Genomic DNA, 25,206 nt, shown 5'->3' with positions numbered 1-25,206 from the left:
TCGCGCAGGCGAAGACCGACCGGTGGCCGCCCTGATCGAGCTGGCCCGTCAATACGGCCGATATGGCTGTCGAAGGATCGCTGCGCTGCCGCGAGGGGCTGAAAGTGCAATGAAACAACCGAGGAAAGGTCGGCGTTCGCAGGCTCACCTAAATGACGGATCGTGTATCCGGCTTCGTCCAGGGCATCGCAACCATGTCTGAAGCTACGATTTCGTCCATTGCCGAACCAATGAAGGCAAAGCCTTCCATCCCCTGAACATCCTTGATGAACACAGTCGGGAATGCTTGGCGATCAGGGCGAAACAGAAGCTGAACTCAACCGACGTGATCGACGTCCTGACAGACCTGTTCATACTTCGCGGCGCACCCAGTTTATCCGATCTGACAATGGGCCGGAATTTGTCGCCCAGGCTGTCCCAGACTGGATCGCCGCCGTTGGCGCCAAGACAACTTACGTTGAACCTGGAAGCCCGTGGGAGAACGGATACGGCGAAAGCGTCAATGGCAGCTTCAGGGACGAGCTGCTCAACGGTGAGGTCTTCCACAGCCCAAGCGAAGCTCAAATCCTGATCGAACAATGTAGGAGACTCTAAAATACAAAACGCCCACAAAGTTTACTGGGTTATCGCCCACCAGCCGCCGAAACCATCACACCGATGGATCACAGGCCAACCATGCACTAACTTCCAACTTGGACCAGTCAGATGAGGCCGCTCACTCTGATCACTGTAGTGTGGCCCGTCAATCCGCCATTCGCTGCGACAGCAAAATAGGAGGCTGGACAATCTCACAGATCGCGCACAGAAATGGACCAACGCGGCTTAGATCTCAACGGAAGAACCCGGCAAACAACTTCCGTTGGGTATGACGAAGGCGATGTCTCGTTGCTTGAAATCCTGCTGTGGCTCAGCCCTTCTCACTAGAATTTCTGTTGCGAGTCTCGAACCAAATCGGTTCCAACAATACCGGATAGCCTCATGGATTTCTTCGGCAACGCGTTAATCTGATTTGAGATCGATGTCCCTGGACGGTGTTCTCTATCGGCACGTTTCCGCCGGGCGTCGGCGCTGTGAAGCCGTCGTGACCTGATTTGTGCTATGATTAATGGGTCCCCGTCGAGTTTCAGTGAAGGGGATCGTGATTTGATTTTCTGGAGAACCTTAGGCTTAGGTTTTCACTTTTCTAAGTATTTGAACTGGAGACGCGAAGGAAAATTGTTATGGCTGCCCCAAAAAAAATTGACGTGGACGAAATCACAAAACTCGTCATTTCTGATCCAGAGAATGTGCCTGGAACGCGAATGGTTGCAGGCTGGCTAGGAAAGGGAATAAAGGGTCGGAACTGGAGGTTGTATCAGGATCCAACTTTTACCTCTTACCTTGAAATCAACGAAGATGACATAATTCTAAGCAAAAAGATCGACGAGCGTATCGCGCCTCTTGGCGGGAGTATCCTCTGGGTGAAGAGCGAGGCCAAACTGCCGCACACTCGGCTCACTCCGTCCCAAGCGCAGACCGGCTTTCTCAGCGGTCAGATTTCTCGTGATCATATGGGACGAGTGGCGTCGAGCTTCACCATCGGAGGAGATGGTGGCACGGCCATCCATCCCACAATCATAATAACCATTCTTACGATTACTATAACAAATACGATTATTGTGATCGTTTCGACGGCTACCGACAATGCATGCCCGAATCCAAACAATAGCCAAGGCCTGTGCCCAACGAACTTGTCGGCCTGCTGCTAGTGCTATCTCCGGAATGCGTGATCCCTTACCTTCTCGAAAGAGGGATTTTGACAAATGAGCAGATCGTCCATGACGATCTGGCAGTGTTGGACATATCACGACGCAACTCGAATTTCGCCCTTTCTCTCGGGACCGGGCGGGGCTTTTTCCTGAAGCAGGGCAAGCGAATGGATAGGTTCAGTACAGTCTCGGCCGAGGCTTGCTTCTACGACTGGCTTGGCGCAGGCGGCGGCAAAACCCGAGTTTCTGATAAGGTGCCCAATTGCCATTTCTACGATGAGTTCAACGATATTCTGGTATTGGAATTCTTCGAAGAAGCAGAATCACTCGCCGCATTTCAAACTTCCAGGCGCCGTCGTTTCCCACTCTGGATCGCACGGTTTGTCGCGTCAGTTCTGGCGGACCTGCATGCTTCTACTGTGCCGGAAAGTGATCGAACGGATCCGCCTTGGGTGTTTTCTCTGACACAGCCGCGGCTGGATATGTACTCGCAAATTTGCTCCGCAAACCTCGAGCTTCTTACTATACTGCAACAATACGATGTTTTTGCGGACAGCTTTCGCGAAATGTTGTCGTCATGGCGCGCAGATAGCCCGATCCACGGCGATCTGAAATGGGACAACTTCATAGTCCTGAAGAATGAGTCTGGCTCAGCCCATCAGCTAAGAATGATCGACTGGGAGACGTTCCAGGCCGGCGATCCCTTTTGGGATGTCGCATCTATAGTTGCCGAGCACCTGCGTTTTTGGCTCAACTCCATTCCGGTTGCCGGAGAGGCGCCAACAGAAGAACTGCTTGCCAGCGCGCGTTTTCCACTGGAGGCGCTGCAGCCATCCATGTCAGCCTTTTGTGCGGCGTATTTGCACCGAAGTCGCCGCTGGATCGTCGATGCTTCGGCAGCGCGGATAAAAATCGTACGCTATGCAGCAGCAATCCTGGTTCAGTTCGCCTACGAGCAGCTCCAAGGTCAGTCGCAAATCAGTTCGAACATCATTTGCTTTCTGCAGCTTTCGCAAAACATGCTCGAACGTCCGGAGGAAGCAGCCGTCCACATCCTAAATCTGCAAGTTGACCAAAGTGTAGTCGCATGAGCCTTCATCGACAGCAGCTCAACGACTTGCTTGCGGCGCTTCGGATCAACGCGAACTACAGGTACAGTTGGTTCGGGCGTCGATCTCCTGGTTTACCCAAGCATCTCCGAGAGACAGTGGGGGCGGACACTCTCAGATCGTTTTTGGTCAGTTCGGTCCAGCACCGCCTCTACTCAGATTTCTATATACGTGGTCATGCAGCGCCAACATCGACAAGGCATGGCGGCAGTTTGGACGTTGGATTGACCGAATTCGTAAAGAGTCTGTCGCAGGCCAATCAAGGAATCGGCTGCTGGCGAGGGGGGTGGCAAACAGAGCGCCAAACAGATGACCTAAGTCTTGTCAGGCGAAATGGGCTGTCGATATGGGCGCCAGCATCGTCATGCAGGTCGAATGGCGACAGCGAAGAGACCCGAGTGTTGTTCCCGAAAGAGTATTTCGGCATTTCGCCGGGGTTCTACTTGGCTTCAGGTGATCTTGAACCGAGGGAGGGCACTAAATTGCTGCGTTGCTACTGGAATGTTGCGCAGTCGGGTGCCGCTGCTCTGATGGCTGGCGTAACTGGTATACTCAATGATGCCGGTATCGCGTTCCAGTTAAAGGTTGCAAACAACGCAGAAGGGTATGACCGATGCGATAGTGCCGTTCTGTATCTTGAGAGTGCAACAGCTGCGGATGCAATCGACCGTCTGACTTCGGTTTACTTGGATTTGATGCCACATCTTTACGGGCCGGTACCCGCAATGACATTAGCCATCGGTCGAGGCGTATCGCTGGCAGAGGATCCCGGTGGAGGCGAGAGTTTCGGCCTTCACCGTTGCAAGTTGATAGCCGAAGCATTGGTGACCGCACATGAGGCCGGTATCACGAGCAAGTCCGGCCGTTTGGACAAGATCGTTTTGCGGTTCGACGATGCTGGATTGAGGCTTAGCAACCCCTATTTGGGCGCTGATTCACCGGGTGTGCCGAACCCCGGTTGGCTGGTCGAGTCGAGCCCACTCACTCGGTCTCGTACCAATGGAGCCCGATCGCCGGGCTGTGCCGACTGGATGCTGTTGGCCGAGCGCGTTTCCGCAATGCTCACTGCAACCAAGCATTGCCACGGGGAACGCTGTACTTGGACAGGATACGAAGCTGCCAACTCATCGATGCATGGTAGTGATGGAAAGGGTCGGGTACTGCGCACCCTTGGACCCAATCTCTATTCAGGGACCTCGGGCATAGCGTGGTTTCTATCGGAGTTTGCCGCACTTTCCGGGGATAAATTGGCCGCTGAAACAGCCCGCGCGGCTTCGCACCAGACGCTTGCCCGGATCAATTCCATAGAGGGTACTGACCGTCTTGGCCTGTATTCGGGGTTTGCCGGGATCATATTGGCCTGTCTGCGCATCGGCACCTTGCTTGAGGAACAGCACCTGCGCAAGCACGCAGTCCAACTGGCGGAAGAACTTGCCCACATTCCTGTCGAAGGCGGCGAAGCTGATGTGATGTCCGGCGTCGCGGGAACGATTATAGGTTTGTTGTCCGTTGCAGCGCTGGGTTCCCGTCCAACTCTGCTGGCAGGCGCGACCAATTTTGGTCGGCACTTGATCTCACAGGCGCAGGCCGGCCGCGATGGACTGTTCTGGACATCGAAGGCCGACCCGGAGGAGCTACCACTGACCGGCCTGTCGCACGGTTCCTCCGGAATAGCTCTGGCGCTTTTAAGAGTGTTCGCAGCGACGGGAATCGATGAATTTAGAAAGGCAGGCATCGACGCGCTCCGTTTTGAGCAAGCCCACTTTGACCGGGCTAAGCTCAACTGGCCGGATTATCGGGGGATTTCCCGTCGTCGTTCGCCAACGGGTGTTCCCCACGCCTTTTCGTGTTTTTGGTGCCACGGAGCACCCGGAATTGCGCTCGCTCGTGTCGAGGCGCAGGAGATAACGGGCAATGCCATCTACGGCAAGCACGCTGCTGCGGCGTTTGAAACGATCCGCGTTTCAGTCTTGGAAATGCTTGCGCGAGGAATGCAGGCGGATACTTCATTGTGTCACGGCATTTGCGGTAACGTTGATATCTTGATGTCGCTGTCAGCAAGATTGGGAATAGTACTGCCGGAGAGTGACGACATCTTGCGTCGTATTCATCTAGTCTTGTCAAAGCACTTGGACGCTGCGGAGAAAGGGAAGCCTACTAACGGCATTACCTCTATGGGTCCTGGATTAATGCTAGGATTGACCGGAATCGGCGTTTTTGCGCTTCGTCGAATGACGCACACCGTGCCTGATATTTTGGGCCTCGGCCGATTCAATACCAAGCATCCGATATTTGTGGTCGGCCCTGAGCTGCCTTTGGCTGAGTGAGCAGGCGCTGCGATGCAACTTCCCCGGACCGGCACATTCAGTGCGCTTGAAAAAAACCGAGGATGTTGATCTCACGGTTGTCGCACAAAGCGTATTTGTGCAATTGCAGATATTTCTGACGCAGCATTCTTTTGCATCGTTTCTACGCCAAATCATACCGTCACGCCCTTCAGCCTTTGGAGTGACTGCACACGCGAAACGGCTTCCTGAGAGGCAAGGCACCACCTTCTCCCAATTAGGATTTGACAAGCAGGCAATATCAAGCAGTTTCTAGTCGATGAACATTTTTGGCCGAATGTGTCAAAGAGATTGGGTTAGAGAAACCCAAGGATTAGTCCAAGTTTTGAAATTTTACTATTTTCGAAGTTAATATGCTCTTCTTGAAACCCCGTGCCGTACTCCTCTTTCTGAAACCTACCATCCATCATTAGCTGCTAAAAAATGGAAACTAGGATGTGGACCCATTAAAATGGTTGCCGTGATCTCGACTGCGTGAGTCACGCCCTGAATTTCAGGGGTGTGCACTGAGCCATCTATTCTGTCTGACTGACGAACAAATGTGGCGTCTTCAGCCTTACTTTCCGAAGAGCCATGCAAGCCAAGGGTTAACGACCAGCGTGCTTTGAGCGGGATTATCTTCATAAACCGCAATGGGTTGCGGTGTCCGAAGCACCTCGCGAATATGGACCGCCAAAGACGCTGTACAACCGATGGAAGCGGTGGAGCAACATGGGTGTGTTCGCTCGGATCATGGAAGGATTGGCTGCTGAAGATACGGATCACAAGACGATCATGATCGACGCAACATACCTCAAAGTGCACCGCACTGCCTCAAGCCTGCGGGTGAAAAAGGTGGTGCGTGGCAGTCTGATCGGTAGGACCAAGGGTGGAATGAACGCAAAGCTTCACGCCATTACCGACAGCGTTGGCCGCCCAATTCGGTTCTTCATCTCCGCCGGCCAAGTTGGCGATTGTGCTGGGGCCAGGGCATCAGAAACGGCTATCCGCTGTGCTCGATCGGATGCTGGCCTTTGAAGTGGTCACGGACCGCAAGATCACAAAGCCAGACCCGCAGAGCAACGCTGCCATTTTCGCGGCCACGCGTGAAAGCGCGATCATCCTATCGAAATCGGACGCCTGTCAATGCCGCTTGCGTATGGTGCGACGGATGCGCCTGTCGACGGAAGATGTCGATAGCGTGGTAGACGAGCTGGGTCAGGCGTTCAATCGCGCCTCAGAAAAAGGCTCTACGTACTAATAAAACGCGCCAGCCGATCCGGCTGGTGCGTTCTTCATTAGGATTGGGTTAGCCCCGCAGCACTTTACCCGCTGCATCAAAGGGCGGCTCGTGCAGGATAACCGCCTTGTGTGGGCGCCCGAGTACCATGACCTCAACCTCATCTCCTGGCTGAGCATTTTTGACGAACCCCAAGGCCAGCGACATGCCGACAGTATAGCCATATGTGCCAGAGGTCACACGCCCTATGCCTTCGCCGTCCTTGAAGATTGGCTCGCCACCGGTTGCATCGGCGTTGGAGGCGGTCACGCCGGCCTCGTCCAGACGCAAAAGAACCAATTGTTCACGCGCCAAGTTTTCCAGAACCTTCTGCGCGGCGTCTTTATTCAGAAAATCCTTGTCGAACTTGCACAAACGGTCCAAGCCGACTTCGTGTGGCCAGTATTCCGGACTGTATTCGCGGCTCCACGAACCATAGCCCTTTTCGACGCGCATAGACATCAGCGCGCGGCTGCCGACGGGGCCCGCTCCGAACTCTTTGCCCGCCTCGATCAGCGCATCATACAGGCGCGCCTGGTTTTCGGTCGGGCAGTGCAGTTCCCACCCCAGATCGCCGGTGAAGGACACGCGCAGCGCCAGAACCTCAACACCCGCCAGTTCGATCATGGCCGAACGCATGAACGGGAAATCCTCGGTTGCCAGTGATGCGTCGGTCAGCTGTTGCAGGATTTTGCGCGATTTGGGACCGGCGACGTTGAACCCGCACATGGCTTCGGTCATGCTTTCGAAGGTTGTGCCTTCGGGCAGAGGAACCTGTTTGAAGAACCGCTTGTGATAGCGTTCGGCCATGCCCGAGCCGATGATCCAGAACTCATCCTCGGCCAAGCGGGTGACGGTGAAGTCACCTGCGATACCACCACGTTTCGAGATCAGCGGGGTCAAGCAGGAACGACCCACCGCCCTGGGCATGTTGTTGGCGAAGATGGCGTTCAGCCAGTCCGCGGCACCCGGGCCCTTGCAGCTATATTTGGCAAAGTTCGAGATATCGATGATGCCGGCGCGGTCGCGCAGCATCCTGCATTCCTCGCCCACAGGTCCCCACCAGTTCTGACGGGTAAAGCCGTTGGTGTCCACAATGCCGGGATTGTCTGCAAACCACAGCGGATGTTCCCAGCCGACGTTCTGCCCAAAGACGGCACCCATCGCTTTTTGGGTCTCGTAGATCGGGCGCACACGGGCCGGACGGCCTGCGCTGCGCTCTTCGTTCGGAAAATGGATGGCAAAGCGGTGTGCGTATTGATCCTGTACTTTGGCCTTGGTGAATTCTTTTGTGGCCCAGCGGTCAAACCGCGCCATGTCCCAGGCGAACATGTCGTATTCGGTTTCGCCCTCGATGATCCACTGCGCTGCCATCAGACCCATGCCACCGGACTGTGAGAAGCCTGGGATGATGCCGTTACAGCAGAAATAGCCGTCAACTTCAGGGACCGGTCCCATCAGAACATTGGAATCTGGTGACCAAATCATCGGGCCGTTGATAACTCGCTTGATCCCGGCCTTTCCCACAGCGGGTAGGCGCTCGATGGCATTCATCATATTTTTTTCGATGCGCTCCAGATCGTCGGGGAACAGGTCATGGGCAAAGTCCAGCGGCGTTCCGTCCTCGGCCCAAAACTTCATGTCCTTCTCATAAGCACCGACCAGCAGGCCGTTGCCTTCCTGACGCAGATAGTATTCACCATCGCGATCCGAGACCGAGGGCAGGCGGGTGCCGTGGGCCTGAACGTCCGACATCGCTTCGGTCACGAAGTACTGGTGCTCGGTCGGCTGCAGCGGCAGATCGATCCCGGCGAGTTTCGCAACTTCACGGCCCCACAGGCCAGCAGCGTTCACCACCCACGGTGTTTTGATGTCGCCTTTGGGGGTTTTGACGATCCAGAGGCCGTCGTCCTGCTGTTCGGTTGCGGTGACAGGGGTAAAGCGGTGAATTTCGGCACCGCGCTGGCGCGCGCCGACGGCATAGGCGTTGGTCACGCCCGACGGGTCGACATTGCCGCCATCGGGTTCGAACATCACGCAACGAATGCCATCGTAATTGACCAGTGGGTTCAGGCGCTGCGCCTCTTCGATGCTGATCTCATAGAAGTTCATGCCATAAAGCTTGGCCTTGGCCGCCTGCAGCTTCAGCTGATGCTCACGCTCTTCGGTCTGGGCCAGGTACAGTGAGCCGGGCTGGAACACGCCGCAGCTTTGACCTGTCTCTTCCTCCAGCGCCTTATACAGGTTCATCGTATAATGCTGGATACGGCTGATATTGGTGCTGTCATGCAGCCCGTGGATGTTCGCCGCCGCGTGCCAGGTTGAGCCTGAGGTCAACTCATCCCGTTCAAGCAGAACCACATCCGACCACCCCAACTTGGTCAAGTGATATAGAATTGAGCACCCGATTACACCGCCACCGATGACCACGGCCTGAGCTTCTGTTCGCATTTTGTTATCTCGCGCGTTTTGTGTCGTGGGTTTCTTTCACGATCCGGGCGTCATCGGCAATGTCCACAAAATTCAAGGTGGGGTGAGGTTGGTTAAACTCATGGATCGGGGAAATCAAAACGAAAGCAATTCGTCAGAGTGCGGGTGCACGACGCTGCGACCTTCTCAAAACTCCAGACGATGCGCACGACCGCGTGCAACGAGTTTTTGATTCAATTCATCCGCCTCGGGAGCGCCGTATTCAAGCGCAAAGACGAAGGCATGGGTCAGGTAGAAACAGGCCGCATCGTGGTCCTGCCGCAGCCCAGCTTGATTTGCCGCTTCTTGGTACAGGTGGATCAGCGCGGGCGCATCATAGTCCGCATGTGCCCGCAGCAATTGTATATCTAGCTCGTCCAGATCCATGGTCTGCCTTTCAGTGAAATCGCAATGTTTTTGGTGCGGACGTAGTTATAAAGTGCCTCAAGCCCTTTTTCACGCCCGAAGCCCGAATTGCCCACACCCCCGAACCGGGTCGAGATGCCAACTGCGATACAATCTTTGACAAAGACCTGACTGGCCCGCAGCTTGCTTGTCACCCGACAGATTGCGGGCAAAAATGCCTGCGACCAGCCCGTACCCGGTACCGTTGGCCGTGGTGAAAGCCTCGGCCTCGGTCTCGATGGGGGTAAAGCAGCTGACGGGGCCAGGATCTCTTCTTGCACCACTCCGCTGGAGGGGTCGACTTCGGCTAGATTGATTGGAGCCATGATGTAGCCGTTGCGATTCAGACGCGCGCCACCCGCTGCGAAGCGGACACCGACCTGACGGACGGTGGATGCTATTTCCGACGCTTAAGCCATTGACCAGGTCTGCGGCGCGCTCGATCGACACGTCATAGATAGAGCGATGCGCCATCCCCCGGGCCATGGCCGAGCAGACCAGACCGGCATTATAATAGATACCGCTTTGCAGGCTAGAAATCAGCGTGCCCAAATTAGCTTCGTTCAGGGCGACAGCGGTGGATTTGCCACCCAGCTCCATCAGTGACGGGATCACGTTATTGGCCGCCGACCGCTGGATGTGCTGACCCGTGGAATCCACGGCGGTAGAACGACCTGATCTACCTGGGAACTCGCCACCAGCTTTTTGTCCAGTTCCCAGCGGATGCCATTTAGGTCCGACACAGTGCCTGCGGGCACCTCTGCACGCTCCAGTGCCACGCTCGGCGTGGCCAGACCGATCGGATTCAGTTCCGGCAATTTTGGTGATGGTCGAATTGCCCGCCGCCTTTGATAGTGCCGACGACCGGCCCGCAATGGACACCGGGAAGCTCCACGGCACGATCTGTGCCGACACCCCGTAGGGTTCGAAAAATGTATTGTCGGTATAGTTTGGACCCAAGGGGATCGATTTGCCTTCGATCTTTTCGGTCACGCCGCCGTAGTATTCGAAGTACTGTGTTGCTACGGAGAATTCATACCGCGCTGCTTCCAGCGTTGGGGCCAGGGTGTCCTCGCTCGCCTGCGCGAAACCCGCCACATGATCCTGATTGCCGGAATATTCAATTGCAATGGCAGCGTCCTTTTCGCATTCAACACACGATCCGGCCAGATAGTTTCTGGCCAGGCCGTCGTTCAGAAAGCCGCTCATGCTCCGGCGCGGCCTTTTTCGACCTGAGTCGCCACCCAGTGGTGGAAGCAGTGGGTCGGACCGTCCATGGCAGGAGAGAAGCGGCCACCGTCGAATAGAACGCCGTGACGGCCCTTTTGCATTCCCTCAACAACGAACACGTCTTCCTGAAACACGGTGTTCCACAGCGCCGAGTTCTTGGCCCGCAGTGCCTCGTGCTGGGGCGCGTCTTCTGGTTTCTGAGCATAATAGAGCTCTATATGCTCGATGGTCTTTTCCTGTGTTACCGGCTCGAGGATAAAGGCAAAGCCGTGGTCGCGCTGAACACCCAGCATGACGTTCGGATAGACGACGATGTATTCCGCGCCTTCCCTCCATTTTTCGCTGAGACCTTGGAAATCGTTCAGTTTCTCACCATCCTGACCTTCGAACTGGCGATACACATAGGTGCCCTGACCAGAGTATTTGCCCAACTCGTTGATGTTGTAGTGATCTTCCAGGCGGGAATAGCTGTTCAGACCGGGGTGAACCCACGGCAGATGGTAGCTTTCACAAAAGTTCTCAACAGCCAGTTTCCAATTCGCGTCCAGTTCCAGATGCACCGAGGCACCGGCACCGCCATGATGCATCGGTTGTTCGAACTCTTTCCAGCGCTCCATCAACTCGCCGTGAACCTCTTCGAACTCGGGCGCGTTACCGTCTAGATTTACGAAAATTACGTCGCGCCAGACGTATGACCGAATGCGCATTAGGCCCAGTTCAGCAAAATCCAGATCTTCGTGGGTGTTCTGGCCGGGGCCGCCTACATGGGGCGCTGTGCGCAGCTCGCCATTAAGGCCATAGCACCAGCTATGATAAGGGCAGCGGATTGCGCCTCGGATTTTCTGAGGCTTGTCGACCAAGATCATACCACGGTGACGGCAGGTGTTCTGGAACACGCCGATCTCACCATTGCGGTTGCGGACCATCAGGATGGGCATTCCCAGGAAGTCGACCGGTTTCGCGTCGCCTGCCTCGGGGATGTCCTTGCCAAAACCGATACCGGACCAGTTGGCAAACAAGACCGACTCCCGTTCTTCGGCAAAAACGGCGGGGTCGATATAGTGCTCGTTCGGCAGTCCCTTGGCTGTGTTTACCGGGGTTAGAACGGACGAAAGCGATGCATGCTTGTTCATCGGTCACTCCTGAGTGTGTCTGTAGCTTTGGATTTCTTCCCCATTGGCAGCGCAACAGGTCCGTCTTCAATACCAAAAAACCTAACCGATACGTGAGACTGGCTAAACCGATCCGCCTTGAACTTCGTCTAGCAGCCAGTTCTTTAGGGCCAGCGCACCTTCGGGAAGTTGTTCATCCTCGCGCCCCACCAGATAGAAATTGTTTGGGGCCGGAATACTGAACTTCTCAAGCGCCACTAACTTTCCCGAGCTGAGCATCGGTTGAATCAGTCGCTTCCACCCCAGCGCGAGGCCAGCCCCTTTGCGCGCCACTTGCAGGGCCAGCGCGTAACTGTTGACCCGCGATTGCGCCGGTATGTTGCCGGTAAACCCAAGTTCGTGAAACCATTCCGGCCAGGTGGTCCAGGTATTGTCCCTGGTTTCCAGATGGATCAGGCGGTGCTCTGTCAGGTCGCTGAGACTGGCGCCCTTCAACTTAGCGGCCAATTCGGGGCTGCACACCGGTGTCAGGGTATCGCGATAGAGTTTTGTGTGCGGCAATGAGGAATTTGGATCCTGCCCGTAGCGGATAAAGAAATCCAGGTCGGGGCGGTCGGCAAAAGATGTGTCCTGCGCCATCTGATTCACTTTCACGTGCGGATGTTCCTGCCAGAACCGGATAACGGACGGGGATAGCCATAAGGCGGCAACTGCGGTGCTCGACCCCACGGTGGCGTGGTTTTCGGAATCACCACTGCGGACTTGTTCCAGAACCTTTGACACCTTGAGGAAAGATGTGCCCAGAACCTCATAGAGAGCCGCGCCATCTTCGGTAAGTTCAACACCTCTATGCTTGCGTATGAACAAACGCGCGCTCAGGTCGGTCTCCAGCGCCTTGATCTGATGGCTCACGGCGCCTGGGGTGACGGATAACTCGCTTGCAGCGTCCTTAAAACTCAGATGACGTGCCGCCGCTTCAAAGGCGGACAGCGTGGCAAGAGGGGGCAGGTTGTAATGGCGTCGTGACATCGGGGCTACGTTGCGTTGAAGTTTAGCTTGAGCTCGTTTCAACCGAATATGAGAAATTTTGCAATTGAAAACTATGTTTTTTTCTGCAGCTTTGGCACGGCCCGTTTTCACGCCCAGAATTACCAGGCGCCGAACACGAGTTTGGATACCTGCAGGGCATACCGACAAACACGTGATGGAAAACCAGATGAACACACAAGTCGCTCGCCTTGTCCGAAAAACTGAACTGAGCCCGGATACATCAGATTTCTGCTTCGAAATCCTTGGAGGTCGGTTAACTGGCCTTGAGCCCGGCGCCCATGTGGATGTTCACCTGAGCGATGATCTGGTGCGCCAATACTCATTATGGAGTTGGAGCCAGGACGGGCGCATGATCAACGTTGCCGTAAAACGCGAGGATGATGGTCGCGGCGGCTCGCGGGCCATGCACGACATGGAAGAGGGTACCGAGATTGCCGTAGGCGGTCCTCGCAATCATTTCCCACTGGAAAGCCATGATTGCCACGTTACTCTGATCGCTGGCGGGATCGGGGCAACCCCGCTGGTGGCAATGGCGCGCGAATTATTGAACCGGGGGCAGGATTTTCGGGTCTACTACCTTGTACGCTCTCGGGACTACGCCGCAATGGACAATCAGTTCCGCGCGCTGGGTCTGGATGAATGGTATCACCTGCATTGCGACGATACCGATGGTCCGTTCGATCTGGCGCTGGTGATGCAATCCATGCCGATGGGTGCTGATGTCTATACCTGCGGCCCCGAGCCGATGCTGAACGCCGTGTTGGAGTCTGGCACCGCCCTGCGCGGTGGTGCGATCCACTTCGAACGGTTCGCTGCCGTGTCGGATATCGAGCACGCGCCCAATTACAGCTTTGAGATCGAGGTTCAGTCCACCGGGGTTGTCTACACGGTGTCACAGGACGAAACGATCCTCGACGTACTCAAAGCCAACGGTGTCCATGTGGATTTCGGCTGCTCCGAAGGACTCTGCGGGTCGTGCATGGTCGATGTTGTTAAAGGTGAAGTGGATCATCGCGATGACATTCTGACCCCTGAGGAGCAGTCTACGAACAGCTATCTCTGCACCTGTGTGTCACGGGCAAAATCCGACCGTCTCGTATTGGCGCTGTAGCGGCATTGCCAAGTTGCTCCCTGCTGTAGACTGGACTAACCGATGCGGATGAAGAGACCAATGATCATGCCTCGCCTGAAAGGCTTTAGTTTTCGTCGCGAAATCATCGCCTATGCGGTTTGGGCGTATCACCGATTTGCACTCAGAACGGTTGGAGTCGAGGATCTGCTCGCCGAGCGCAGCGTGACCGTTAGTCGGGAAAGTGTCCGGCATTGGATCAACCGTGTTGGCCGCCGTTTCGCCGATCGCATCAGGTGCGACAGGTCTGCGGCTGCTGACAAGTGGCATCTGGACGAGGTTGTCATCTCGATGGGCGGTGAAAGATTTTGAATCTGGCGGGCGGTTGATGCCAATGGCAACGTGCTCGATATCCTGGTGCAGAGGCAATGCAATGCGAAAGCCGCCTGACGTTTTTGAAACGACTGATCGACCGGTTCGGCGATCTGCGTGTCATCGTCACCGACAAACTGCGCAGTTACCTCAAGCCGATCAAAGAATTATGTCCGGGCGCTGACCATCGGCGCACACGGGATCAAACACTCGGGCTGAAGGATCGCGCCGGCCGGCGCAAAAACGCAAAAAGCTGATGGACCGCTTCAAATCTCCGAGACATGCTCAAAGGTTCCAATCCGCTCACGACCAGAGGAACACCATGCTCCGCCCCCGCCGCTATCGCCTTTCCGCCAACTCGTACCGCCACGCCGGATCGGGTGCCCACGATCTTTGGAATGGCTAGCCCTCGAGTTGACCACCTACTGTGCCGTCTTCGGTACTTTTCAACCGCCGCCAAACAACTTGGCAATGCCTCCCTGACAGTCGTGGCCGATTGGCGCTGCTCAAAAAACTGGGTAGCTTTTTCATTCGGTGGCGACACGTCTGGCCACGCGGTAGATCATCACGAAGAAGACCGGCACAAAGACCACGCCCAGCACGGTGGCCGAGATAACGCCGCCCATCACACCCGATCCCATTGCCGTTCGTCCCCCGGCGCCCGCGCCCGAAGACAGGACCAACGGCAGAACACCCAGAGAGAACGCCATCGAGGTCATCAGAATGGGCCTGAACCGCTGATGCGCCGCGTCCTTGACGGCTTGCAACAAGGGTTCTCCAGCTACGACCTTGTCGCGGGCGAACTCAACGATCAGGATCGCGTTCTTGCCGGTCAGACCAATCACCGTCAGCAGTGCGACCTGGAAATAAACGCCGTTTTCGAACCCACCCAGCCAGGCCCCTACCAGCGATCCGGTCACGCCGATCGGCATGGCCAGCATCACGGCGAAAGGAATGGTCCAGCTTTCGTAGAGCGCCGCAAGACACAGGAACACGGCGGCAAGTGACAGGGCATAGAGCATCCCTGCCTGATCCCCGGACTCCCGCTCCTCCAGTGACAGGCCCGTCCAAGCGATCTGGTAGCCCGGCGGCAATTGCTGCGCCAGCGCCTCAATCTCGGCCATGGCTTCACCGGTGGTGAACCCTGGCGCAGGGCTGCCCTGCAACTGAATGGCCGAAACACCATTATAGCGGTACAGACCCTGCGGACCGAATTGCCAGTTCGCGGAAGAAAAGTTGGACAGCGGCACAAGACCACCTGAATCATTGCGGACCCGCCAGGCCTCGATATCTTCGGGGACCATGCGATAGGGTGCATCCCCCTGAACATAGACGCGTTTGATCCGGCCCCGGTCCAGAAAGTCGTTCACATAGCGCCCAGCCCAGGCCACCGATAAAAGCTCACCCACTTCCTGCGCAGAGAGGCCCATTGCACCTGCGGCGCGCCAGTCCAGATTGATGTTGAACTGGGCCGCGTCCTCAAGCCCGTTGGGACGGATCGAGGCGATTTTCTCACTTTGCCCCGCAAGACCCATCAGTTGATTTCTCGCCTGTACCAGCTCTTCATGGCTTTGGCCGTCACGGGCCTGCAAATAAAAGTCAAAGCCGCTGACGTTACCAAGTTCGATCACCGCAGGGGGAACAATGGGGAACACAAACGCTTCCTGAATTTGCGAGAATGCTCCAAAGGCCCGACCCGCAATGGCTTGAGCGCTTCGATCAGGGGTATTTCGTTCGTCCCAATCCTTCAGGCTGATGAACGCAATACCCATGTTTTGGCCCTGCCCGGCGAAGCTGAAGCCACGCACGGTAAAGACAGAAACGACGTTTTCAGTCTCATTCTCCAAATAATACTGCTCAATTTGTTCTAGCACGCCCTCAGTCGCCTCAGCGGTAGAGCCCGTCGGCCCCTGGACCAGAGTGAAAAGGATGCCCTGATCCTCTTCGGGCAAAAACCCGGTCGGCGTGCGGGCAAACAGAAATACCATGGCAGCACCGATCAGCAGATAGATAAGCCCCACGCGCAGCGGACGTCGGATCGAGAATCCGACCAGTGACGAATAGCTTTCTGTCAGCCGGTCGAACCCGCGGTTGAACCCTCCGAACAGGCCGCGATCGCGTTTGTCATGGTCGGGTTTGCGCAAAAGCGTCGCGCACAGGGCGGGTGTCAAGGTCAGCGCAACCACAACTGACAGCATCATGGCCGAGACGATGGTGATCGAGAATTGCTGGTAAATTACCCCGGTGGAGCCACCGAAGAACGCCATCGGGATGAACACTGCCGACAGCACCAAGGCGATGCCGACCAATGCACCGGTAATCTGACCCATGGATTTCTTGGTGGCCTCGTAGGGGGAAAGTCCCTCTTCCTCCATGATCCGTTCGACGTTTTCGACCACGACGATGGCGTCATCCACCAGCAGACCGATGGCCAGAACCATTGCAAGCATGGTTAGTGTGTTGATCGTGAACCCAAAGATCGAGATGATCGCAAATGTCCCCAACAGCACGACCGGCACAGCGAGGGTCGGAATAATCGTTGCGCGCAAGCTCTGCAGAAACAGGAACATGACGAGGAAGACCAGAACGATCGCCTCGATCAGCGTGTGGACGACTTCTTCAATCGAGATCTCGACAAAGGGGGTGGTGTCGTAAGGTACAACATACTCTACGCCGTCCGGGAAAAAAGCGGAGACTTCGTCCAGCTTGTGCTTCACGCGCTCGGCTGTATCGAGTGCGTTGGCACCCGAGGCTAGCCGGATCGCCATACCCGCGGTGGGCTTGCCGTTGAACCAGGCGGATGTGGTATAGCTTTCGGCTCCTATCTCCACCCGCGCCACATCACGCAGCAGAACAAGCCCGCCGTCGGTTTCTGCGCGCACCACGATCTGTTCAAAGTCTTCCGGCGTCGACAGCAGCGACTGCGCTGTGATCGTGGCGTTAAGGGCTTGCCCCTCGACCGCAGGCAAAGCGCCGAAAGACCCCGCCGAGACCTGAGCGTTTTCTTCCGAAACGGCCTGTACGATATCCGTGGGCGTCAGCTCAAATGCGGCCAGTTGTTCTGGGTTCAGCCAGACCCGCATCGCATATTGCGCGCCAAAGACCTGAACGTTGCCGACACCCTCCAGGCGGCTGAATTCATCGACCATGTTCGATACCATGTAGTCTGACAAATCCACAGCATCGAGGCGATCGTCGGTCGAAACAAGCGCCGCCACCAGAAGGAACCCGCCCGAGGATTTTTCGACGACAACACCCTGACGTTGAACGATTTCCGGCAGCAGCGGCGTCGCCTGACTTAGCTTGTTCTGAACCTGCACCTGCGCAATGTCCGGGTCGGTTCCGGTTTCAAAGGTCAGCGTCACCGTTGAAGACCCGGTCGATGTAGAAGACGAGCTGATGTATCGTAGCCCGTCGAGCCCGGTCATCTGTTCCTCGATCACCTGAGTTACGGTATTGTTTACGGTCTGGGCCGAGGCGCCGGAGTAGGAGGCGCTAACCTCGACTGTGGGTGGCGCGATTTGCGGATATTGTGCCACCGGCAAGTTGAAGACAGCCAAAGTGCCGATGCCCATCAGCAGGATGGAAATGACCCATGCAAATACAGGTCGGTCGATAAAGAAACGTGCCATGGGGAACTTTCACATCTGGTTGCGGGAGGCTGAGCGCTGCAGTCCATCAGCGCGGTTCAGGACTCCGGTTCCTCGGTTGGCGCAACCGTCGCGCCGACCCCTATCTTTTGCAGCCCCGCAACGATCAGGCGGTCGCCGGCTTCAAGTCCGTCCGTCACGATCCATTTGTTGCCCTCGGTGCCCCGGACCGTAAGGATCCGTTCGATGACGGTGTTGTTGTCGTCTACCACCATCGCCGTCGGCTGACCGCGCCGGTTGCGCGCGACGCCCTGCTGCGGTGCAAGCACTGCGCCCCGCAAAACTTCGACCGGCAGATGCGCGGTGACATACATGCCCGGCAGGACAATCTGGTTGGGGTTCGGGAATTCAATCCGAAGTACCGAAACACCAGTCTGCGGGTCCACTTGCGGCTCTGCCGCAAGGACCGTACCGGTCTGATCAAAGGTCGATCCATCCGCCAACGACACCGTCACCGTCGGGTCAATCATCTGCAACGCTGCCGTCTGCGATGCAACGGCCCGATTGAAACGCAACACATCCTGAGTGGAAACGGCAACGTCCACATAGACACGATCGATCTGCCGGATCACGGCCAGCGGTTCAGCCTGTTGTGCGGTCACCAGCGCGCCTTGCGTGGCCAGCGCACGGCCTACGCGGCCGGAAAGGGGCGCGCGGATCGTTGTGTGTTGCAGGTCGATCTTTGCGGTTTGCAACTGAGCCTGTGCCACCAGCAACGCGGCCTTGGCCGCGTCGCGCTCTGCCACGGCACTGTCAACCGCCTGTTGGCTGGCCACGTTGCGCAGCAACAACTCGGCCACGCGCTTTTCTTCCTTTTCAGCAGCGGTCAACCGAGCCTCGGCCTGAGCAACGCTTGCGGTGGCCTGCTGGACCTGTGCGTCATAGACGTCGTCGTCGATGCGATACATCGCATCACCTTCCTGAACGGTACTGCCTTCCTGAAACAGACGCTCGACAACGATCCCGGACACCTGTGGCCTGACTTCTGCCACACCCAACGCGGCAACGCGGCCCGGCAATTCCGAAAACAGGGTCACGTCCTGTGCTTCCAGAGTTATAACGGTCACCGGCACAGGATTGTTAGATTGCGCAGTGGCCAATGATGCCAAACCGGAAAGCAATGCAGTCAATGACATAAGCAGGAAGGCTCGGGTTCTGAGCATTTTTCGCATCTCCGTTCGGTGTTGTTATCCAAAAAAATGGTCGTGATATGAGCGGCGTCTGGGGCTGTGCCGCGTGTAGGCAATTGTTCCAGCTAGGCGGCACAGATTGGAAATCCATCAGGTGGAATTCTGCAACGCACTTCCTTCCCATAAATTCCTTACTGAGAAAGGCAATAAACTTTTTATCCTCGGCTCGTCCACTTCCCGCCTTCACATGCCACTGTGCATATTCGAACACGTTGTCGCTTCGCCCGCCGGAAGACCTATTTTTCCCGGCGCCATCTGCAATCAAGTCCTTTCCGCTCCCACCTTTCAACAGGTCGTTGCCGCTGCCGCCCGATATCCGACCATCGCCCCGGTCGCCTTTGACAAAATCGTTGCCCTCGCGGCCCGGGATCATGCCCTTGTCGCGCGTGCCGGTCAGGGCATCCGAGCCAAAGGTACCGATCTCGCCGTTGCCGTTTAGAACGCCCAGTTACCCAAGCAGGAAATTGGCATAGTCGAACCCGTTATTGGGCTGACGTCCGGTGAAGATTTCCGGGTTCAGCAATGGGTTGAAGCCAAGGCCTGTTGCCCCGGTCACCAACCCTGTCAGTCCGACGCCATCCGTGCAGTTGTTCCCTGATTAGACGACTCCGTCGGTTTGGAATTTGCTTACTAATCTCTCCTCCAGTTTCCGCAGGGGGTTACTGTCGAAGCCAAGCGGATGACCTGGTTGGCATTGCCAAGTTGTTTCCCGCCGTGGACCGGACTAACCGATGTGGATGAAGAGATCGACGACCATGCCTCGCCTGAAAGGCTTCCGCTTTCGTCGCGAAATCATGGCCTGTACGGTTTGGGCGTATCACCGGTATGCAGTCAGCACGGCTGACGTTGAGGATCTGTTCGCTTGGCGTGGCGTGACCGTCAGTCGGGAAAGTGTACGGCATTGGATCAAACTTATTGGTCGCCAGTCGTTTTCTCAAACAACTGACCGATCGGTTCGGCGAACCGCGTGTCATCGTCACCGACAAACTGCGTAGCTACGTCAAGCCAATCAGAGAACTATGTCCGGGCGCCGACCACCGGGCGCACACGGGGTTGAACAATCGGGCTGAAGGATCGCACCGGCCGGCGAAAAAACCCAAAAAGCTGATGGGTCGCTTCAAATCTCCGGGACATGCCCAAAGGTACCTTTCCGCTCACGACCAAGGGAACATCATGTTCCGGCCCCCCCGCTTTCGCCTGTCTGCCGTCGCTCTCGCCGCAGTTGTCATTTTTTGGCTATGAAACAAGAACGAGTCCTGACCCTAGGCCTCGTTGAGGCCGCTATCGATACTATTGTTGCGACTGCGTGCATTCAATTGTGCTCAGCCGTAATCAATTCGATAAACTGAGAAACGGTTTCTTGTGGAACACCGGCTGCTTCAAAGATCGCGGCAGCAAAACTCACAGGCGCTGTTCCAGAAGCGGTAATAAGTCGATCTGCTGAGACCGCCGAAGCACTTTGAACGTAGTGCGATACGCCATCATATCCCTCGGCATTCTTGACTAAAAACTCGGTATCGTTTGAAGTATGCGGCTTCTCGTTCAGCAATCCAGATCTGGCCAGGGCTAGGGTGCCACCACAAATCCCCCCTATTGGAACGCCTTTTTCATTTTGAGCCACAAGCATGTCCGAAATGTCCGGCGCGGTATCAGAATCCCACACGGTGCCACCAATAACTGCCACTACATCCGGTTGCCAATCGACCAGATCGCTCAATCCTTTGGAGACAACAACTGTCAATCCGCCCATCGAGATCAATTGCCCTGGAGTAGGAGAGAAGTACATCACATTGAGCCCATAAAATGAACCGCCGATACCACCTATCAAGGCGTACTCCCAGTCAGCGAACTCGTCTGTAAGTATCAGCGCAACTTTCACCATTTTGCTGTGCCCCTTAGAATCGCAGGAAGGAACGTATAGGGAACACTATGGACATGCAACGTAGCTGAGTCATCAAACATCCACATCCTTCGGTCCTGTGACCTAAGCAATCTTACCGGGTCAGCCTTCAAGCAGTTTTGTTTTTGAAGGCAGGTCGGACTCCGCCTATTCTGACGACGGATGATTTAAACTGGTTTTTGGAGGAAGTATTATGTCCGTTCCACAGATTGTTACCGTCGTTGGCTGTTTTTCCGTATCCGCAGCGAATGCGGAGGCATTTCGAAAAAACTGTGCGGAAATGATAGAACTGCGCAGTCAGGAACCTGGCCATGTGGCGTCGGCCTACAGTTTTGGCAAGGATGGGACGGCCGCTTCACGCGAAGATTACGAGAGCGCTGACGCAGTGATCCGCCATATGGAATTGGGCACACACATCTTTGAAAGGACACAAGCCTTGGTCGAGATAACCGGGGTAGAGTTGCATGGTCCTAGGGCTGAGCTTGAAAAACTGCGCGATTTGTTCAGCGAGATGTCTCCGAGATTCTATGAGACCGAGTTTGGGTTTCGGCGGTAGACGGGTTTGACTGTTTGATTGATGCCAAGGCCGTAATGCTTAGCCCATCATCGTGAGGGCCGTGTTTTCAGGCCCAAAGAAGACGTGGACGCCTGCTCCCTTTTTGTGGGTGCGACCCTTTGATCCTGCACCTGTGTTAGGGGAAACCAATCCGATGCTGCTTGAGTTGCTGGTTCACGGCAGTCCAGTTTTTTCAGTTTCAACACCGGCAAAGCTTTGGAATTTGACAAAAACCGCACGACTGCGACAATGGAAAGCCCCACTTGCGATAGGCGGGAACGGATCAAATGATGGGAAGACGCCGTTTTTTGACTCGTATTCTTCCAACCACATTCGGGACAAGCATCTGGATGCGCAGCCTGTCCAAAAATGCGGAGGCAAAAACCGTCGAACGTGAGAACAACAAAGTACTAACGGTAAAGGAAATGGAGATTCTGGCTGCCTGGTGTTCAACTATCGTGCCGGGTGCAGGAGACGCCGGGGTGGCAAAGTTTGTCGATCAAAGCCTTGCAGGAGATCGGGCTTCGTCGCTACTGCTCTTGCGGTACCTCAATGCCAGCGACATGGCGGGGTTTTACCGTCTGGGTCTCGCCGGAATCGAGCAGGAATGTACCCACCGGTTTAACCTGCCATTTGTCCAAATAACCAAGAGTCAGAAGATGGAATTGGTTGAGGCGGCCGTAACCTCGGATATGCAGATCTGGACCGACCCGGATCCGAATTTCTTCTATTTCATTTCACGAAGTGACGCGGTGGATGTGGTTTATGGCACGCAGGCGGGGTTTTCGGATCTGAACATCCCCTATCTGGCGCATATTCAGCCACCGCGACCCTGGTAACGAATTGACCGCATATGTGCTAAACCAAAACGCGGGGAACCAATGGCGAAAGCGGCACATGACAAAGTTGAAGTCGTAATTGTCGGTTCTGGCATCGCTGGCAGCACGATGGCAGCCGAATTGGGTGAGGCGGGGTTTGATGTACTGGTGCTTGAGGCCGGACCAGAGCGCTATCTGTCTGAAATGGTCAGCTCGCAAATCTGGTCGCGGAGGCTCAGATGGGCCGGGCCGGAAGTTCTGGAAACAGGTGACCTTGTGGGGGCGGCGAATTTTGCCATGGGTTGGGGGACCGGCGGCGCGGGCCTGCATTGGTACGCGAACTGGTACCGGCTGCATCCGGACGACTTTCACGTCAAATCTATGTACGGACGAAGTCTGGACTGGCCCATAGGATATGATGATCTGAAACCATGGTATGACCATGCGCAGTCCTATTTCGGGGTATCAGGAGACGACGATCCGCATGCGCCATCAGCGGCGCCTTTTCCCATGCCGGCCATTTCCTTATCCAAACAGTCGCAGGCAATCAAACCAGGTTTTGATGCAGAAGGTTTGAGGCTGACGACAAACACTTTGGCGGTGAATTCCGTCCCGTATGCCGGGAGAGCGGGTTGCCTGCTTGACGGCTGGTGCGATGCTGGGTGTCCGATTGGAGCATTGGCGAACCCATTGGTGTTGCAATGGCCACGGGCGCGAAAGGCTGGGGTTAAACTGCGCCACAATGCCTACGTGGCACGGGTTGAAACAGACCCTTCAGGATCGAAGGCAACCGGTGTTGTATATCTTGATGAGCAGGGCCGTGAAAATCTGCAACCCGCCGACATTGTCATCTCGGCCTGTCATACAATCTGGAATGCACGGCTGCTGCTGTTGTCTTCCAGTGACAAGCATCCCGATGGGCTTGGCAATGGAAGCAAGACACTGGGGCGATATTTCATGTCCCACGCCCTCACGACCATCCACGGGCTGTTTAACCAGGAAACAGAACCGCATTTGGGTGTATCTGGCGCCAATTCACTCTGCTTGGAAGGCTATGACGACAAACAACCAGCACAAGATGCCTTCGGTAGCCGCGCCTGGCTGGTAGGACAGGCGGCAAAACCAAACGATCTGTTGGGGACTGCTCTGGCAAAACCGGAATTGTTTGGCGCGGCTCTGGATGCATATTTGCGTCAGGCCAGTTTGCACTACGGAAACATGGCCGTGCTTTGCGAGGAGGATGGCATTCCGGAAAACTGCATCAAACTCGACGCATCAAAACATGATCGTTATGGATTGCCGCAAGCGCAAGTGAGTAATTCGCTTCCGCGGGCGAATGCGTCCAGATCAGAGCTAGCCAAAGAGGAGGGCCTGCGCATTTTCAAGGCCGCAGGGGCCCGTGACGCCTGGGCAGGGCCGCGAAACCCAATGCACATGATGGGTGGTACAATCATGGGCGATGACTCGTCAGCGTCGGTAACGAACTCCTTCGGACAGGCGCATGAAGTCGATAATCTGTTTGTCGCTGGCGCAAGCCTGTTTCCCACACCCGGCGCGGTCAACCCTACCGCTACTCTGGCCGCATTGGTGTTCCGCACAGCAGATTACATTCGCACCCATCGATCAGAACTGCTGCCCTAAAGGGAGCTGCGAGGGGGCGACCGCCCCTGCCTTCGGAGGTGTCGGGCAGTGATTGAAACCAGCGGTTTAGCACACTGTCTGGTGACCAGAACGCTGTCGAGCTGACGGTTGTCGCGCAAACTATTGGAGCGGCCAGAGGCAGGGATATGCTGGACACACTTATCCCAAGTTTTCAGCGAATTGACGAAACCCAGAGGTTTACGGCAAATCGAGTTGGCCCTTGCGGATCATTCTGGCGACTTCGGTCAGCACTAATCTCTTCCAAGTCACGATAAGGCACAGTGTACCGCAAAAAGAAGTATTCAGCGTACCAAACCGCTTCCTTGAGGAAGTGGCAGCCCTTCAATGAGGCCATTCGGAAACCTGTTCGCGATGGATTTGAAGGTAGCAACTACCGAACACACATTCTCGTCAATCAAAGCCAAATGTTTGCGACACATCCGGTTTTTTTCGCGCAACGCGGGTAGGGGCTTTGCAATACGAAAAAATTAGGGGTTGTGAAAATGTTGCGTCGCGAATTCATAGAGAGGACAGCGAGGGCGTCAACACCTTCAGAACCTCACTGGCGAACTATCGCAAATTTCATCAACAAAGCAGTGCGCCGCTGAGGTCGAAGTGTTTGGGAAACATTGCACGTAAAAACCGAAAAACAATTCTCATTGCCTCGTTGCGATCAAAGGAATCCGGGTGGAGTAGATAATCGGTCCACATACCTTCTAGCATTGCTAGTGTGCCGTGCGTGGCGTCCCGCGCAACCTGATTGGGGTGTTCATTTCCGGCTTCTTTCGCAATTCGCAAGAATGCGTTGAAGATCAGGTTCCGAAGTTTTGCATCGCGTGTATCTGAAAAGGCCGCAATCGCCGCTCTGTTTCTGGCTTCACCTCGAAATGCGTACCAGATTGAAACATTCTTCTTATTGAGGATGGCTTCACTCAAATCACCCCGAACAATCATCTCAATATGTTCTTGACCAGTTTGCCCGGTCGTTTCCAACATGGCATGGATGCCATCGTAGTATTGCTCGGACGAGTAGCGGGCCGCCTCGTCCACCAGATTGTCCTTGCCGCCGAAATGAAGGTGAATCATCCCGCGGGACAAGTCGGCACGTTGAATGATCTCGCTGACTGACGTCTCAGAAATTCCCTTTTCTGCAACCGAGTCGAGGACTGCCTCGATAAGAGACAGGCGGTTTCGTTCTCGTATCTGTTGGCGTCTTCCAGTCATTTGATCAGGCGGTTCAGTTTGTTTTCAAGCTCTTGCGGTGCCTTCTAACGGCGTTTGTGA

Annotated in this window: 19 protein-coding genes and 4 pseudogenes; 12 read left to right on the top strand and 11 right to left on the bottom strand. The window is 55.7% G+C overall.

The genetic code is table 11. From position 1 onward, the window contains the following. The 6 genes and pseudogenes from ACR0IM_RS23425 to ACR0IM_RS23400 all read left to right on the top strand — a co-directional run. Positions 1-684 (top strand): annotated as a pseudogene (locus ACR0IM_RS23425) (integrase core domain-containing protein); the annotation flags it as partial. A gap of 536 nt (positions 685-1,220) precedes the next feature. After that, complete coding sequence (locus ACR0IM_RS23420; protein ID WP_480596065.1) at positions 1,221-1,748, top strand: hypothetical protein; 528 nt, start codon at positions 1,221-1,223, stop codon at positions 1,746-1,748. A 47-nt stretch (positions 1,749-1,795) separates the two neighbouring features. Continuing rightward, positions 1,796-2,839 carry a phosphotransferase family protein gene (locus ACR0IM_RS23415; protein WP_480683369.1) on the top strand — a complete coding sequence of 348 codons (1,044 nt, stop codon included), beginning with the start codon at positions 1,796-1,798 and terminating at the stop codon, positions 2,837-2,839. A gap of 416 nt (positions 2,840-3,255) precedes the next feature. Next, a complete protein-coding gene (locus tag ACR0IM_RS23410; RefSeq protein ID WP_480683368.1) occupies positions 3,256-5,184 on the top strand; it encodes a lanthionine synthetase LanC family protein in 1,929 nt (642 codons plus the stop codon). Between the two features lie 524 nt (positions 5,185-5,708). Then, a pseudogene (locus tag ACR0IM_RS23405) lies at positions 5,709-6,174 on the top strand (IS5 family transposase); the annotation flags it as partial. A 19-nt stretch (positions 6,175-6,193) separates the two neighbouring features. Then, a complete protein-coding gene (locus tag ACR0IM_RS23400; RefSeq protein ID WP_480683367.1) occupies positions 6,194-6,442 on the top strand; it encodes a hypothetical protein in 249 nt (82 codons plus the stop codon). Positions 6,443-6,490: 48 nt separating this feature from the next. Here ACR0IM_RS23400 and ACR0IM_RS23395 read toward each other — a convergent pair whose 3' ends face one another. From ACR0IM_RS23395 to ACR0IM_RS23370, 6 genes are all read right to left on the bottom strand, one after another. Further along, positions 6,491-8,911 (bottom strand): GcvT family protein, encoded by a 2,421-nt coding sequence (locus ACR0IM_RS23395; RefSeq protein WP_480683366.1) that lies wholly within the window; start codon positions 8,909-8,911, stop codon positions 6,491-6,493. Positions 8,912-9,076: 165 nt separating this feature from the next. Then, positions 9,077-9,316, bottom strand: a complete 240-nt coding sequence (locus ACR0IM_RS23390; protein ID WP_480683365.1) for a hypothetical protein — start codon at positions 9,314-9,316, stop codon at positions 9,077-9,079. Further along, positions 9,298-9,444, bottom strand: coding sequence for a hypothetical protein (locus tag ACR0IM_RS23385; RefSeq protein ID WP_480596149.1), 147 nt, complete (start codon positions 9,442-9,444; stop codon positions 9,298-9,300). The genes ACR0IM_RS23390 and ACR0IM_RS23385 overlap by 19 nt, the downstream gene beginning before the upstream one ends. Then, positions 9,386-10,543 carry an aldehyde dehydrogenase family protein gene (locus ACR0IM_RS23380; RefSeq protein ID WP_480683364.1) on the bottom strand — a complete coding sequence of 386 codons (1,158 nt, stop codon included), beginning with the start codon at positions 10,541-10,543 and terminating at the stop codon, positions 9,386-9,388. Before ACR0IM_RS23380 ends, ACR0IM_RS23385 begins: the two co-directional genes overlap by 59 nt. Continuing rightward, positions 10,540-11,697, bottom strand: a complete 1,158-nt coding sequence (locus tag ACR0IM_RS23375) for an aromatic ring-hydroxylating oxygenase subunit alpha (RefSeq protein ID WP_480683363.1) — start codon at positions 11,695-11,697, stop codon at positions 10,540-10,542. Before ACR0IM_RS23375 ends, ACR0IM_RS23380 begins: the two co-directional genes overlap by 4 nt. A gap of 102 nt (positions 11,698-11,799) precedes the next feature. Further along, on the bottom strand, positions 11,800-12,705 hold the full coding sequence (locus tag ACR0IM_RS23370) for a LysR substrate-binding domain-containing protein (protein ID WP_480596094.1): 906 nt from the start codon (positions 12,703-12,705) through the stop codon (positions 11,800-11,802). Between the two features lie 187 nt (positions 12,706-12,892). Here ACR0IM_RS23370 and ACR0IM_RS23365 point away from each other — a divergent pair, with 187 nt between their 5' ends. Beyond that, entirely contained in the window at positions 12,893-13,837 is a 945-nt protein-coding gene (locus ACR0IM_RS23365) for a PDR/VanB family oxidoreductase (RefSeq protein ID WP_480683361.1), read from the top strand. A gap of 48 nt (positions 13,838-13,885) precedes the next feature. Then, positions 13,886-14,573 (top strand): annotated as a pseudogene (locus ACR0IM_RS23360) (IS6 family transposase). A gap of 121 nt (positions 14,574-14,694) precedes the next feature. On the opposite strand, the gene ACR0IM_RS23355 reads toward ACR0IM_RS23360, so the two are convergent. From ACR0IM_RS23355 to ACR0IM_RS23345, 3 genes are read right to left on the bottom strand one after another with little or no spacing between them, the layout of a single operon-like run. Continuing rightward, positions 14,695-17,799, bottom strand: coding sequence for an efflux RND transporter permease subunit (locus ACR0IM_RS23355; protein WP_480683360.1), 3,105 nt, complete (start codon positions 17,797-17,799; stop codon positions 14,695-14,697). A gap of 56 nt (positions 17,800-17,855) precedes the next feature. Further along, positions 17,856-18,953 carry an efflux RND transporter periplasmic adaptor subunit gene (locus tag ACR0IM_RS23350; RefSeq protein WP_480683370.1) on the bottom strand — a complete coding sequence of 366 codons (1,098 nt, stop codon included), beginning with the start codon at positions 18,951-18,953 and terminating at the stop codon, positions 17,856-17,858. Next, a complete protein-coding gene (locus ACR0IM_RS23345) occupies positions 18,898-19,380 on the bottom strand; it encodes a calcium-binding protein (RefSeq protein WP_480596102.1) in 483 nt (160 codons plus the stop codon). Before ACR0IM_RS23345 ends, ACR0IM_RS23350 begins: the two co-directional genes overlap by 56 nt. A gap of 364 nt (positions 19,381-19,744) precedes the next feature. On the opposite strand from ACR0IM_RS23345, the pseudogene ACR0IM_RS23340 reads away from it, so the two are divergent. Further along, a pseudogene (locus tag ACR0IM_RS23340) lies at positions 19,745-20,249 on the top strand (DDE-type integrase/transposase/recombinase). A gap of 70 nt (positions 20,250-20,319) precedes the next feature. On the opposite strand, the gene ACR0IM_RS23335 reads toward ACR0IM_RS23340, so the two are convergent. Continuing rightward, positions 20,320-20,889 carry a DJ-1/PfpI family protein gene (locus tag ACR0IM_RS23335; RefSeq protein WP_480596105.1) on the bottom strand — a complete coding sequence of 190 codons (570 nt, stop codon included), beginning with the start codon at positions 20,887-20,889 and terminating at the stop codon, positions 20,320-20,322. A gap of 211 nt (positions 20,890-21,100) precedes the next feature. Between ACR0IM_RS23335 and ACR0IM_RS23330 the strand changes: the two genes are divergently transcribed. The 3 genes from ACR0IM_RS23330 (at position 21,101) to ACR0IM_RS23320 (ending at position 23,922) form a co-directional block, all read left to right on the top strand. Next, the gene (locus ACR0IM_RS23330; protein ID WP_480596107.1) at positions 21,101-21,463 is read left to right on the top strand and encodes an antibiotic biosynthesis monooxygenase; all 363 of its coding nucleotides are present in this window, start codon (positions 21,101-21,103) and stop codon (positions 21,461-21,463) included. A gap of 308 nt (positions 21,464-21,771) precedes the next feature. Continuing rightward, positions 21,772-22,302, top strand: a complete 531-nt coding sequence (locus ACR0IM_RS23325; protein WP_480596108.1) for a gluconate 2-dehydrogenase subunit 3 family protein — start codon at positions 21,772-21,774, stop codon at positions 22,300-22,302. A 42-nt stretch (positions 22,303-22,344) separates the two neighbouring features. Continuing rightward, on the top strand, positions 22,345-23,922 hold the full coding sequence (locus ACR0IM_RS23320) for a GMC oxidoreductase (RefSeq protein ID WP_480683359.1): 1,578 nt from the start codon (positions 22,345-22,347) through the stop codon (positions 23,920-23,922). A gap of 585 nt (positions 23,923-24,507) precedes the next feature. On the opposite strand, the gene ACR0IM_RS23315 is transcribed toward ACR0IM_RS23320, so the two are convergent. Continuing rightward, entirely contained in the window at positions 24,508-25,146 is a 639-nt protein-coding gene (locus ACR0IM_RS23315; RefSeq protein WP_480596112.1) for a TetR family transcriptional regulator C-terminal domain-containing protein, read from the bottom strand. Between the last annotated feature and the right edge of the window lie 60 nt (positions 25,147-25,206).

The sequence above is a fragment of the Ruegeria sp. BF6 genome, from assembly GCF_056538665.1.
Note: the sequence above shows the minus strand (reverse complement) of the source record. Positions and strands in the feature narration are given on the sequence as shown.